Origin of the sequence: Microvirga lotononidis, assembly GCF_034627025.1 — a bacterium.
Classification (GTDB): Bacteria; Pseudomonadota; Alphaproteobacteria; order Rhizobiales; family Beijerinckiaceae; genus Microvirga; species Microvirga lotononidis.
This window is the reverse complement of the sequence record NZ_CP141049.1, coordinates 305,253-317,068: the sequence shown is the minus strand read 5'-3', so window position 1 is coordinate 317,068 and position 11,816 is coordinate 305,253. Positions and strand designations below refer to the sequence as shown.

The 11,816-nt window shown below is 60.7% G+C and carries 12 protein-coding genes; 5 read left to right on the top strand and 7 right to left on the bottom strand.

The genetic code is table 11. The features are described 5' to 3' along the window. Window position 1: 1 nt before the first annotated feature. Entirely contained in the window at window positions 2–1,522 is a 1,521-nt protein-coding gene (locus tag U0023_RS24975) for an FAD-binding oxidoreductase (protein WP_009492147.1), read from the top strand. Between the two features lie 73 nt (window positions 1,523–1,595). Here the strand turns inward: U0023_RS24975 and U0023_RS24970 are convergent, their stop codons facing one another. The 3 genes from U0023_RS24970 to U0023_RS24960 form a co-directional block, all read right to left on the bottom strand. Continuing rightward, window positions 1,596–1,868, bottom strand: a complete 273-nt coding sequence (locus U0023_RS24970) for a hypothetical protein (RefSeq protein ID WP_009492146.1) — start codon at window positions 1,866–1,868, stop codon at window positions 1,596–1,598. A gap of 157 nt (window positions 1,869–2,025) precedes the next feature. Further along, complete coding sequence (locus tag U0023_RS24965) at window positions 2,026–2,568, bottom strand: IS630 family transposase (protein ID WP_009491290.1); 543 nt, start codon at window positions 2,566–2,568, stop codon at window positions 2,026–2,028. Next, a complete protein-coding gene (locus U0023_RS24960; RefSeq protein ID WP_009491289.1) occupies window positions 2,565–2,987 on the bottom strand; it encodes a helix-turn-helix domain-containing protein in 423 nt (140 codons plus the stop codon). Before U0023_RS24960 ends, U0023_RS24965 begins: the two co-directional genes overlap by 4 nt. Window positions 2,988–3,215: 228 nt before the next feature. On the opposite strand from U0023_RS24960, the gene U0023_RS24955 reads away from it, so the two are divergent. Together U0023_RS24955 and U0023_RS24950 are read left to right on the top strand one after the other, a co-directional pair. Then, on the top strand, window positions 3,216–3,518 hold the full coding sequence (locus U0023_RS24955; RefSeq protein WP_009492145.1) for a hypothetical protein: 303 nt from the start codon (window positions 3,216–3,218) through the stop codon (window positions 3,516–3,518). A gap of 197 nt (window positions 3,519–3,715) precedes the next feature. Continuing rightward, window positions 3,716–4,294 (top strand): L,D-transpeptidase, encoded by a 579-nt coding sequence (locus U0023_RS24950; RefSeq protein WP_322883838.1) that lies wholly within the window; start codon window positions 3,716–3,718, stop codon window positions 4,292–4,294. A 221-nt stretch (window positions 4,295–4,515) separates the two neighbouring features. On the opposite strand, the gene U0023_RS24945 is transcribed toward U0023_RS24950, so the two are convergent. The 3 genes from U0023_RS24945 to U0023_RS35645 form a co-directional block, all read right to left on the bottom strand. Further along, window positions 4,516–4,779 carry an ASCH domain-containing protein gene (locus U0023_RS24945; protein ID WP_052600547.1) on the bottom strand — a complete coding sequence of 88 codons (264 nt, stop codon included), beginning with the start codon at window positions 4,777–4,779 and terminating at the stop codon, window positions 4,516–4,518. A 644-nt stretch (window positions 4,780–5,423) separates the two neighbouring features. Further along, window positions 5,424–5,567, bottom strand: coding sequence for a hypothetical protein (locus U0023_RS24940; protein ID WP_195904233.1), 144 nt, complete (start codon window positions 5,565–5,567; stop codon window positions 5,424–5,426). Window positions 5,568–6,001: 434 nt separating this feature from the next. Continuing rightward, window positions 6,002–6,256: a hypothetical protein gene (locus U0023_RS35645; RefSeq protein WP_407667443.1), complete on the bottom strand. Its 255-nt coding sequence runs from the start codon at window positions 6,254–6,256 to the stop codon at window positions 6,002–6,004. A 479-nt stretch (window positions 6,257–6,735) separates the two neighbouring features. Here U0023_RS35645 and U0023_RS24935 point away from each other — a divergent pair, with 479 nt between their 5' ends. Together U0023_RS24935 and U0023_RS24930 are read left to right on the top strand one after the other, a co-directional pair. Further along, window positions 6,736–8,427 (top strand): methyl-accepting chemotaxis protein, encoded by a 1,692-nt coding sequence (locus U0023_RS24935; RefSeq protein ID WP_040638571.1) that lies wholly within the window; start codon window positions 6,736–6,738, stop codon window positions 8,425–8,427. A gap of 621 nt (window positions 8,428–9,048) precedes the next feature. Then, on the top strand, window positions 9,049–10,074 hold the full coding sequence (locus U0023_RS24930; protein WP_009492138.1) for a LacI family DNA-binding transcriptional regulator: 1,026 nt from the start codon (window positions 9,049–9,051) through the stop codon (window positions 10,072–10,074). On the opposite strand, the gene U0023_RS24925 is transcribed toward U0023_RS24930, so the two are convergent. Then, window positions 10,032–11,795: a metallophosphoesterase family protein gene (locus U0023_RS24925; protein WP_009492137.1), complete on the bottom strand. Its 1,764-nt coding sequence runs from the start codon at window positions 11,793–11,795 to the stop codon at window positions 10,032–10,034. The genes U0023_RS24930 and U0023_RS24925 overlap by 43 nt on opposite strands. Window positions 11,796–11,816 lie beyond the last annotated feature (21 nt).

Below are 11,816 nucleotides of genomic sequence, written 5' to 3'. Positions count from 1 at the left end.
GATGTATCCCGCCGCAGACGTTCTCGGTCCCGCCGATGTGATCACCGATCCGGCGGCAATGGTGCCATACCTGACCGACTGGCGCGGTCTCTTCACCGGCGAAGCGGCAGCGGTGATGTTGCCGCGCACGGCGGAGGCCGTCGCCGCGGTCCTGCGCTGGGCATCGCAGACGCGAACGCCCGTCGTGCCCCAAGGCGGCAATACCGGCCTCTCCGGCGGCGCCACTCCGGATGCTTCCGGCCGCGCGGTGGTGCTCTCCCTCGAACGGCTCAACCGCATCCGCACCGTTGATCCGATCGGCAACACGCTAATCGCCGAAGCGGGCTGCATCCTCGCGACCGTTCAAGAGTCCGCGGCTGCAGCCGGACGCGAGTTCCCGGTGAGCATCGGCAGCGAAGGCTCGTGTCAAATCGGGGGCATTCTCGCGACCAATGCGGGCGGCATCGCCGTGATACGCCACGGCATGACCCGCGACCTAGTCCTGGGTCTAGAATACGTCACCGCCGGGGGCGAGATCGTGCGCGGGCCGAAGCGCCTGCGCAAGAACAACGCCGGCTATGATCTGCGCCATCTCCTCCTTGGCTCGGAGGGAACGCTTGCCGTCATCACCGCAGCGGCCCTGCGGATCGTCCGTCCGCCGCCCGCACGGGGAAGCGCACTCGTCGCAGTCGCGAGCCCGGACGACGCCCTCCGTCTCCTCCGCACCCTGCGCGAAGGCGCTGGTGAGGAGATTCTTGCCTTCGAGCTGATGTGCGGCGCCGAGATGGATCTGGTGCGCGCACGTTTTCCGCAGGCGCGCTATCCGCTCACCGCCCGCCACTCGTGGTACGTCTTCATTGAGATCGGCGGTGAGTGCGAGGCGAGCGTGTCCGCGCGCCTCGAAACCGCCTTGAGCGGCGCATTCGAGGCCGGAACCATCGTCGACGCCGTCATCGCCGCCACTGAGGCACAAGCGCGGGAGATCTGGCATTTGCGCTTCGCTGTCTCCGAAGCGAACCGTCTCGCGGGCCCGACGGCGTCCCACGACGTCAGTGTCGCCACCGAGGACGTGCCGGCCCTGATCGCCGGCGTGGCTGCCCGCCTCGGCACTGAATTTTCTGGGACACGCGCCCTCTTCGTCGGCCATGTCGGAGACGGCAATATTCACGTGAACGTGCTTTTCCCCGGCAACGATGCCCTTGCGGCACAGGGAGCCGCGGTCAACGCTGCGGTTTACGCCCTCGTACATGACCTCGGCGGCAGCATTTCCGCAGAGCACGGCATCGGTCGGCTCAAGTCTGCGGTTTTTGCCCGCATCTCTGATCCGGTCGAGCTTCGTCTCATGCGGGAGATCAAACAGGCTTTCGATCCGGCTGGCATCCTCAATCCTGGGGCCGTGATCAGTGCGGGAGAGCCACAGCCGAGGGATGCCATCCCAAGCAGGATCAATGGCACTGTCGCTCTCACGACTACATCCTCCGCTGATCAGGAGAACGATGAGCGTGAGGCCCGGTTGCGTATGCTCCTCAATCGTAGATCCTGACACGCCGCTCGATCACCTCGCCCCACGGGTTCATCCGGCGCTTGATGATCAGGCGGCAATCCTCGCCACTCCACTAGGGGCGGGCCGCAATAGGATAACCGAGCCGGCGCCATCCCGGTCCGGGCCGGCCATCGATCCGCTCTTCTTCGACATACCGTGGGCCGCGCTCGATCCTCTCCTCGCGGAAGCGCTCGGTGACGACAGGCGGTGGGGTCTCGTAGATCTCCCTGCGGCTCTCGACCTCGACACCCTCGAAGGAAGCGATCCCATAATCAGCCGCCTGGGCTGAGGCAGTCAGGCACAGACCAGTCAGCCCTGCGATAAGAATTGCTATGCGTGCTCGCATCGATCTCTCCTTGCCGTCAGGCCGGAACCTGAACCCAACTAGGACCAAGACAATGGCAGAGGCGGTGTGACGCCCACCCGAATAATTCCTTCAGCTGGAATTCATTTGCATGGGCGAGCGGCCATACGGCTGTTCGAAACCTAAAGCGCTTTTGGTTTCAGTGTAGGGCATAGCCGGCGTGCCTGAACCAGCCTTGGGCATCTTTTGCAGTGATGGTGTCGAGGGCGGGTTTGAGTTCTGCTTCCAAAGCTTCGAGAGTGCGCGCCGCTTTCGCCTTGAGCCGCTCTTTCACCTTGGCCCAGGCGGGCTCGATCGGGTTGAACTCCGGGGAGTACCGCGGCAGGTACAGCAGTCCAATCCCAGCCTGATCGAGCAGATCCCGCACCTCCGTGGCGTGATGCGGGCGCAGGTTGTCCATCACCAGAATGGCATCCGGCTTGGCGCGTTTGAGAGCCGGCACTAGAATCTGCTCGAGATAAGCCAGCAGCACGGAAGTAGAAGTCGAGGCCTCGATGCTCATCGTGGCGACTAGACCCTCACAGGCGAGTGCTCCTAACACCGTCAGCCGCTGCCAGGAGCCGAGCGGGATGGACCCATAGGCCCGCTGCCCGCGTGGAGCGCGCGCATGGGTTCGCGCCATCTTGGTGGTGACGCCGCTTTCATCCAGGAATACCAAGCGTTCCGCGGGAAGCACGCTCATCTGCTGGCGGTAAGCCTCGCGCTCGGCGGCAACCTCGGGCCGCTCCTGCTCGGCCGCCCGAAGGGTCTTTTTTTAGGACGCAGCTTGAGGCGCTTGAGCGCCTCGCAGATCACCGCCAGGCACACCGTCACGCCAGTGCGCTCGGCCAGGCGCTCACGGTACTCGCGCAGCAGTGCGTCACTGTCCTCGATCACGAGCTGACGCAGCACCTCGAGAGCTGCCGCATCCAGGCGCGAAGGCACGCCGCCGCTGTGCGGCTTGGCAGCACGCCGGCCTTCCTCGCGTTCTTGGCGGCGCCAGTTCGACACGGTGGCCGGGCAAACTTGGAAGCGGCGGGCGATCTCGACCTGAGGAAGGTCGCCGCGTGCGCAGGCGACCAGAACGCGCTCACGCAGATCAGGAGAATAGGGCTGGGGCATGGCTCGCCTCCTGGGCCATATCCCAGTCAACGCGCAGCCCACCCGAATGGCTTCAAGCCCAGATCAAAAACGCTTTAGGTCCTAGCGAGACACGAGCCCGGATGCGGCTGGACGAGGGAACTTTGCTGGAAGCTTGGCGTTATGTGGGCTCGACCTGAGGCATCAGGCGTCGAGCCATAACGAAGAGCGGCTGTTTCGGCAGCCTGCCAAAAACCTGCAAGGGCATTCATGCACGCATTTCCCCAAACCACCCGACCCGAAACCTCGCGAGCCTTTACCATTATCCTTGAGCGCCTTTACGCCATGGCGCGGCAGACGGATCCTTCGCTGGGCGATCCCGCGGATCTTGACGCGTCCCTCACGGCCTTGCCCACCGAGAACCGCAGTCAGGTCATGCTGGTGCTGGAGAGCGTCGAGAGCCGGGCACAAACGCGAGCCGACGTGGAACTCGCAGAGGCGGCCCGGATGGTCCGGCATGCTGCCAGGCGGGTCTGGGCGCATGAGGGTCATGCTAGCTTGCGCTGTGCCTAAGCGGAGGGTGCCAAGGCGGGAACTCATTCTACCTTTGTCCGCCTGGAGTGACTTCTGAACGGCCGCGGCTCCCTCCCCTCTTAAGATGGGGGCCGCCGTAGGCCGTGCTCAAGGGGCGAAGCAAGGGTGGCAGGCTGAGGATCTCAAGCTGGGCTTTGAGCGTTGAAGCTATGCCATGCTGCACAAGGGAGGTCCGCATGCCCCGTCTCATGATCATGCTCGCGGGACTGGCATGCGGCGCGATGCTGGCCAGTTCCGCTCAGGCTCAGTCGACCGCCTCGCTCAGTGGCGGGCCCGCCAACTTCTTCGAGCGACTGTTCGGAGGCCTGGCGTCGCCGACAGCCCGCCAAGTTGTTATCTGGCGCGGTACGCAGCAGCCCGGCACGATCGTTATCTCGACCAGCCAGCGCCGGCTCTACTACGTGCTCGGCCAGGGACAGGCGATTCAGTACGGCATCGGGGTCGGCCGTCCAGGCTTTGCGTGGGCCGGCACCAAGACGGTCAGCATGAAACGGGAGTGGCCCGATTGGAGCCCTCCGGCCGCAATGTTGCGCCGCCGCCCCGAGCTGCCACGCTACATGAAAGGCGGTGTCGGCAATCCCCTGGGTGCCCGGGCTCTGTATCTTGGCTCGTCGATGTACCGCATCCATGGCTCTAACGAGCCGGAAACGATTGGCTATGCCGTCTCATCTGGCTGCATCCGCATGACCAATGCCGATGTCGTTGATCTCTACAACCGAACTCGGGTCGGCACCAGGGTTGTGGTCTTACGCTGACAGGACCTGACGCGACTGACCGGGCCTTGAGCTCGACCAGGGTTTGCTGCCACGGCCACAGCAAGCCGATCATCCGAGACTGCCGAGATGGTGCTCCTCGACGTCGAAGAACCGGAGCGAGCCGGAAAGCGGCGTCAAGGGTCCGATCCGTGGGTTGCATAACACGAAGCCGTAGGGGCCGGTGAACCAAGGGGAAGAATGCTCGGTGACGCAGTCGGCGATCACGACCTCGCCAACAATTCCTCCACGCGGAAGACCCCTTTCCGCGGCAGTCCTCCACCCTGCATGATCGCCTGGCACAGCCAGTGCTCGGGGTTCCGGCAAGCCCTCTCAAACGCGTTGTAGTCCTCCTGTCGGACCGTCGCCGTGGCATGGATCAGGACGCACCCGCGGAACTGGGGCGGCCAGTCCCGGTTGTCGACATCCATCCCGGCCTGGAAAATCGCCCACGCAAAAGGCTGTCGGACAGAAAGAGCAACTGTCATCCAGGCAACGATCCCATCACGAGGAAAACTTTGTTTCGAATTGAGTGACGAGCGTTTTGAGCCGCTCCGGTAAAGGTGAGTTCAAGGTATCCTGGTAGATACTCTTCAGAGAATGGCCAAGGATGAAGTTCACTTGCTCCTGAGAGAAAGTCAGGCTGTTTGGGATAGTGTGCATTATCTCACGGTTGTCGTTCCATAGCATGGGATTATTCTCAAGGTCCGAGTAGGGTTGGTTGATTAACACAGGTTAAACGTAACTCGCGCACTCGTGATCTGGTTTCAGCGGGGCCGTGAGATAAACCTACCGCCGTGCCAAGCGACCATCGGATAGGCCAGGCGGGACAAACGACGGCACACGAAAGACGTCGTATCAATCGCAAAAGACTTGCTCGCGACCATAGCCCTGTCACCATTGGTGCTGGTCTTGGGGTGCTTCTCGTCCGGGTTGGCCCTATCCTGAATGGGCTGCGCGGTAGAAATGACATCGAGCTCATCATCGCCGCATATGCATCTCAGGCGAGAACTGAGTTCCCACGTGATTATAAGACATGCGGCACGCGTGGGCCATGACGAGAATTTGCCCGATCGGGAGCCTTGATAAAAACATGTCGGATGCGACATGCAGATGAATTCACGCCTCATTCTCAGCCCCAATATCCCTCGATAACAGCGATCTTGAGTTCGATTAGATCCGCAAGAAGGCTGTTGGGGGTGAGAGCCCGAAGGTCCTGAGCGAGTTCCCTGAGTTCAGCGAGCGTGGCGCCTTCCGTCAGGTTCCGCTCAGCCATGCGCAAAGCCTCCGTGAAATCCATCGCTACGCCTTCCTTCGGAATCGGTCAGGAGATGAGCGTCTGAATGGGGCAATCGTGCGCCAGCAGATGTACACTTTGGTGATGATCAGAGCGCTTGATAACAATCGCGCTCGCGTTTCGGTACGGCGCTGTAATCCCAGGCCTGTCGGGCATCCCATGGACTGCGGGGCATTCTTTTGCTGCTTGACGAGCCGCGGGAATCAAGGGCAAACATTCCAATGCCAACAATCACGCAATGAATGCCCGCATGGGGACATTGCGGTTTTGTCTTGCCGTTCGTGCGCCCGCACTGATCAACGCGGACAGACACAATGGCTGCACCGGATTTCGCTTTCGCTGCCTTTGGTGGCGGAGTGCCATCATGCAGTGCCCCAACAATCCGATCTCGCACAGATGTTGGGCAGTGAGGGTTATCCCAGGGGATGGAATTCGTGTCTGCGCTGAGGAACCGTACGGGTGGGCTGACGCACTGGCCGATGTCGATTCCTGTAGCTGGTATAAACTGGCTTCCGATAATGCCGGTATGCTCGAGAGTGCCCGCGGCCCGAGTTTGCACCAATGACACCGCCGATTACGCCGCCAACGGCAGCCCCGACAGGACCGCCGACAATAGCACCCGCCACTGCACCAGTCCCGACCCCAACCGCTGTGCGGTTCTGCGCCATGGCGAAAGTCGGGAAAAGTGTGAGCGCCGATAGCGAAGCGAGTGCGATGACAGCCTTCCGCATGCGATGAACCCCTTATTTTGATCGCCGTATCTAACCCCGGACGGGATGCATGGTTCCGGCAGACCAACGTATCTGCGAAAATGCACGCGTTATTGACGACCAGATGTGCGACGGTGGAACCGTGCTCATCGCGGACCTCAAACGTGAGATCATCAAATCCGATTTGCTCGTGTCTCCGTGAACCAGAAGCGGTGGTTTTCCCACCGCGGGAATGAAGCGTCCCATGGCGATTTTTGGGTAAATAGTTCGCAGATGAACCTTAATAGGTAGAACCACTTATAGGAAGTCTTCTTCTCCGAACCCTTCTAAAGCTTAAGATCTCCTTCATCGCTTTGGCTCATCTTCGCCGCGCCCGATTTATGCGCGTCAGATGGCGCGTGCTTCCCGCGGCGATGCAGGCGGGCCAACGAAAGACAATGCGTACGCTCAATAATCTGAAGCTTCTCACAAAGCTTGCCATTCCAGTCACTATCTTTGTTGCAGTGGCCGTTGGGCTGGTCGCCCTGGCAAGGGCCGGGCTCGGCGATATGGCTCAGGACACTCAGGAATTGGTTGAACAGGAGGTGGCGCGCCAAACGCTCGTCCTGCAGATCAACGCTGAGGTCAACGAGACAACGACTCAGGAAAAGAACCTGATCCTCTTCAGCGATCCGGAGATGATCAAGACTGGCGAAAAGACCTTCAATACCTATAGGAGCCTCGCCCTAACGCATGCAGACGAGCTGATTGCTCTTGCAGAAACGTCGGAGCAGAAAACCTTCGATACTGACCTGAAGGCCACTATCGTCAATTACTTTGGCTTGCTGGATAAGAGTGTTGAGCGTGGCAAGCTCAACGACGACGAAGGTGCCCTCAAGATCTCGAACGGTGAGGGGCGGGATGCTCGTATTAAGCTTCGCGACCTTCTCGCTCAGCGTGTGGAGAGCAGCAAGAAGGCCTTGGCCAAAGGCGCCGATGACGCCGATGAGCTAGCAACGGATACATCGTGGAAGCTCATCGAGGCCGCGGCGGTTGGCATTCTTGCGGCCGTGGGTTTGATCGGCGCGATCGTGATCTATGGGGTCACGCGCCCCCTTGGCGCCATGACAGCTGCAATGGGCCAGCTCGCCAACGGCGATCTGTCGGTCGCCGTGACCGGCACAGAGCGCAAGGACGAAGTGGGCGCGCTCGCCCGGTCGCTCCAGGTCTTCAAGGATAACGCCATTGAAGCCCGACGCCTTGCTGCCGAGCAGGAGGCCGAGAACGAAGCGAAGATGCGCCGCGCCCAAGTGCTCGATCAGCTGACCAAGGACTTCGAGCGCAATGTCTCTGCCATGACACAGGGGTTGGCTTCGGCTGCGACGGAAATGGAAGCCACGGCGCAGACCATGACGTCGATTGCCGATCAGACCAACAACCAGACGGTCAGCGCGGCCTCGGCCGCCGAGCAAACCTCTGCCAACGTGCAGACGGTGGCAGCCGCCACGGAAGAGTTGTCGATCTCGATCAGGGAAATCGCCTCGCAGGTATCCCAGTCCTCGCGGATTGCGGAACGTGCGGTGCATGATGCCCAGCGCACCGACGCCATCGTGCAGCAGCTGGCTTCCACGGCGGAGCGGATCGGCAACGTCATCGCCCTGATCAATTCGGTGGCTGGACAGACCAACCTGCTCGCGCTCAACGCCACCATCGAGGCGGCTCGCGCTGGTGAGGCGGGCAAGGGCTTTGCGGTCGTTGCCTCCGAGGTCAAGGAACTGGCCAACCAGACGGCAAAGGCCACGGATGAGATCTCGACGCAGATCGCATCGGTGCAGCAGGCCACCCGAGAGGCGGTACAGGCTATCCATACCATCACGCAGACGATCGGAGAAATGTCGCAGATCTCGGTCACGATCGCCGCAGCCATGGAGGAACAAGGCGCTGCAACGGGCGAGATCGCTCGCAACGTGCACGAAGCGGCCCGCGGCACCGAGCATGTGACCGGCAACATCGGCGACGTGCGCCGGGGTGCCGGTGAGACCGGGGCTGCCGCGTCTCAGGTGCTGAGCGCGGCCCAGGAACTGGCTCGTCACTCCAATAGCCTTGGCGACGAGGTCGGCCAGTTCCTTCAGGGCGTGAAGGCAGCCTAAGGCAAGCAATCTACGCCATATGACGGGGAACGGCAGTCTTAGGTCGGTCGGAGGGGCTCACCCTCCAGGTTAGTTGGAAATGGAGGGCGCTCCTGCTGGGAGGAGCGCCCTTCTTTTTGACAGGCGAACCGTCGCTAACCCGAACTGAATGCAATCGTACCGAACGTGGTCCCTCCCAGCGGTTGCGTCGCAATTTTGCAGCAGGGGCCCGACGATCGTCGGGTTCTTGTCCGGACCCAGCCGGCGAGAAGGTTGAAATGCTTAGCCACCGATGGCCTTGCTTCACCAGGACTTAGGCTCGTCTAAGGTCCACAGTGAGGCCGGGAAGCCCGCTCGGCCGTGGTCCAGCGTTCGGGGCAGGTCCACAAGTGTCCCGAAAAGTTCTCCTCCTAATGGACCAGTTTGAGGGGCAGGTCCACTGTAAGTGGTGTGCCACCTAGTCCCCATTGGAAGAATGAGACCGCTTCGTAGATCGGAACGCGCTTTGGCGATACTTGCTAATGAGAGTGGGGGCTTGATTGCGCCATGCCGGCCGCCGGGCCTATTTTAGAGAGCAGACGACGTCTCTCACCTTTTGGGTCTACCGGTTCGATTCGTCCCACCTTATAACCGTCAACAGGTATGGCAGTGTCCGACATCAAGCCGAATAAGACTTTCGTGAACGCCCAACGTGTGGCGGAGCTTGCAGGTGTTTCGCGCTCAGCAGTTTCCCGCACCTTCACGGCGGGCGCCAGCGTATCGGAGACCACACGGAAGAAGGTCATACAGGCAGCGGAGACGCTCGGCTACCACGTCAACCACTTGGCCCGCGGTCTTATCCATGAACGTAGTGATATTGTCTGCCTTATCTCTGCCGATCTCAACACCCCGTTCCAAGCTCGGATGCTCGAGACGATGACCAGGCGGCTGCAGGAGATCAACAAAGTCGCCATGGTCGTCAATACCTCCGGGGAAAGCGACAGCGTTGCGGGTGCGCTACACAAATCCCTCAATTACAGAGCCGATGCGACTGTCGTCTTCTCGGGAGCTCCGAGCGCCTCCCTCATCCACACCTGCATCAACAATGGCCAGAATGTTATACTAATCAACCGTGACGATCACCTCAGTGGGTCGGCGAACATTGTGGTTGATAGCGCCGGTCCCGCAAGGGAAGCCTTTCATATGCTCCGACGAGCCGGATGTCAGAGGATCGCCGTCGTCTCCTCGCAGGTGGGGACACCCAGCATCGTGAACCGCGCGAAGAACTTCCAGATTGCCGCCGCAGAGGCAGGCGTCGACATCACGATACTGCAATATGGGCCTACCGCTTATACCTCGGGCTCTGAGGCTGCGAGGCTTCTGCTTAGCCGTTCCGACGCCCCCGATGGGGCATTCTGCGTCACAGACCTCTTAGCTTTCGGGTTCATGGACGTCGCACGGCACGAATTCGGGCTATCCATTCCGGAAGACTTCTGTGTCGTTGGGTTCGATGATATCGAGCAGGCTGGGTGGGCCTCCTACGACCTCACGACATTCCGGCAGCCGATTGATCAGATCGCCGACCACATCGTCCAGCATCTTGATGAAACGCCCACCTTGCTGGAAGATGGCGAGCCAGTTCGCTTTCAGCCTCTTCCGGTCTGGCGCAAGTCTGTTCGGCCGAAGTAGGAAGGCTTAGCATCCCTGATTTCGCCTGTCGTGAGATCAATCGCGAAATCCTTGGAAGGCGGGCTCGCAAGATACTGTCCGAGCATGCTCATGAAAGCAGCCAGGTCGGATTGAAGGCTCCCGCTCTCCCATGACCGGGCCGCGTAGCGCGACACCAGTGCTCTGTAGACCGCAAGCCTCTCCCTCGGGATATGTTCGAGTGCCAGTTCTTTTCCCTTGCGCAGGCGATACCAGTCGACCACCAACTCGAAAAACGGGAGAGAATGAATGTCTCCAGGCTCAGGCTCTAAAGAAGACATCACGACAGCGTCCCCAATCGGCCTGGGCGACCCACGCGACGCAGTCGCCAGGTGCGCCACTGGTAAATCGCCTTCCGTCTCCGCAAGCCGGAAGAGGTCCCTGATCGTGAAGTGAGATACAGCAGAGGCGAAATCCTCTCGCCATTCCCGCGGCAGGTAGCGGCGACGAACCAGGTGGGCCAAGTGACTGTTCAGGAAATCTGGATATGTGGGTGCTCGGAGGATATCCCCCACATCCATGCCCGTGTGGGCGGACTCGATCGCATAGGCTCGGAAGGCCGCATCAAAACCAGGCGCGTCGCGCAAGGGGATTGTCGTGATGGACATTTCCTCGCGTTCGAACGCAGCGATCTTATAGGCCGCCGGGAAGGCTGTTAGTGAAGGCACCGCGACATTGATCAGAAAGGCTTGGTCGCTGCGGGAAACTGCCGTATCGTTGACGTGCCAATGGCCACTGAAATGTACCCTGATCCCAGCGTCCTGGACGGCCTCAGCTACGGCTGGAGCCGGCATTCTACGGGAAAACGTTGTTTCACCAAACAGCCGGACTTCGTCCTCAAGCGTGGCGTTCAGAGGGCCGATAACGGGATAATGCGAGAAGACCAGGAGGCGCTTGTTCAGGGTCTTGGCGCGGAGCGCTACATCTCTCACCCAGGATAGCAGGAAGGGCTTGTCCTCCAGCACTGCGTTCCAGCCGGCCTCGCTTCTATCAACAAAGTCCGCTCTCTCATCATCGAGCGGTTTATAGACATTCGCGTCCAGGGAAAGGATCCATAATCCCTCGCTAGGCTCAACCAGATAGGAGGCATCGATCATGCGCGTCTCGGTCAGACCGTCAACGGAGCGCACCGCATAATGTCTGGTCTCGAGAGCGTCTGAGGTACCGAAGGGACTTTCCCACAATATGTCAGCTTCGTGCCGGAAGTAACCGAGCTCCGCCATGTCCGGAAGCGCAGACGCATAGCCGTCGCAGAAGGCTGCCTGCGCCACGATGCGACTGACGGAGCCTTCACACGGGTGGTCCTTATCGCTCGTGACTAGGACATGCGCTCCGTCTGCATCGAGGAAGCGTTTGCCCATATGCCGCCCGACAAGTCCGAACAGGTCGTGGTTGCCCGGTGTCGCGAAGAACCGCATGCCATAGCGTTTCGTGTATTCCCGCAGCAGAGACATCCCTGCCGTACGGTTGAAGACCTGACCGTCATCCAGGAGGTCTCCGACAATGACCACAAGCCGAATACGTCGCGCCGCCACATCGTCGAGTACGGCGCGAAGGGTATGGCCGCTCTCATTGAACACGCGCGTCGATGCGACCGTGTCCGCCAAGGTGCGGACCGACGCGAAATCCTCCCGCACGCCGGGGGGCTGGAAGGTGGTATCATGGAAATGCGGATCGGCGATGATCGCGATCTTCGGCGGCATCGCAGTGTGGCTTGAAATAAA

Coding starts and splice junctions, on each gene's coding strand:
- U0023_RS24940 (WP_195904233.1), bottom strand. CDS start 5,567: ATGGCTGAGCGGAACCTGACGGAAGGCGCCACGCTCGCTGAACTCAGG.
- U0023_RS24935 (WP_040638571.1), top strand. CDS start 6,736: ATGCGTACGCTCAATAATCTGAAGCTTCTCACAAAGCTTGCCATTCCA.
- U0023_RS24965 (WP_009491290.1), bottom strand. CDS start 2,568: ATGAGCGTGCTTCCCGCGGAACGCTTGGTATTCCTGGATGAAAGCGGC.
- U0023_RS24950 (WP_322883838.1), top strand. CDS start 3,716: ATGCCCCGTCTCATGATCATGCTCGCGGGACTGGCATGCGGCGCGATG.
- U0023_RS24945 (WP_052600547.1), bottom strand. CDS start 4,779: ATGACAGTTGCTCTTTCTGTCCGACAGCCTTTTGCGTGGGCGATTTTC.
- U0023_RS24960 (WP_009491289.1), bottom strand. CDS start 2,987: ATGCCCCAGCCCTATTCTCCTGATCTGCGTGAGCGCGTTCTGGTCGCC.
- U0023_RS24975 (WP_009492147.1), top strand. CDS start 2: ATGTATCCCGCCGCAGACGTTCTCGGTCCCGCCGATGTGATCACCGAT.
- U0023_RS24955 (WP_009492145.1), top strand. CDS start 3,216: ATGCACGCATTTCCCCAAACCACCCGACCCGAAACCTCGCGAGCCTTT.
- U0023_RS24925 (WP_009492137.1), bottom strand. CDS start 11,795: ATGCCGCCGAAGATCGCGATCATCGCCGATCCGCATTTCCATGATACC.
- U0023_RS35645 (WP_407667443.1), bottom strand. CDS start 6,256: ATGGCGCAGAACCGCACAGCGGTTGGGGTCGGGACTGGTGCAGTGGCG.
- U0023_RS24970 (WP_009492146.1), bottom strand. CDS start 1,868: ATGCGAGCACGCATAGCAATTCTTATCGCAGGGCTGACTGGTCTGTGC.
- U0023_RS24930 (WP_009492138.1), top strand. CDS start 9,049: ATGGCAGTGTCCGACATCAAGCCGAATAAGACTTTCGTGAACGCCCAA.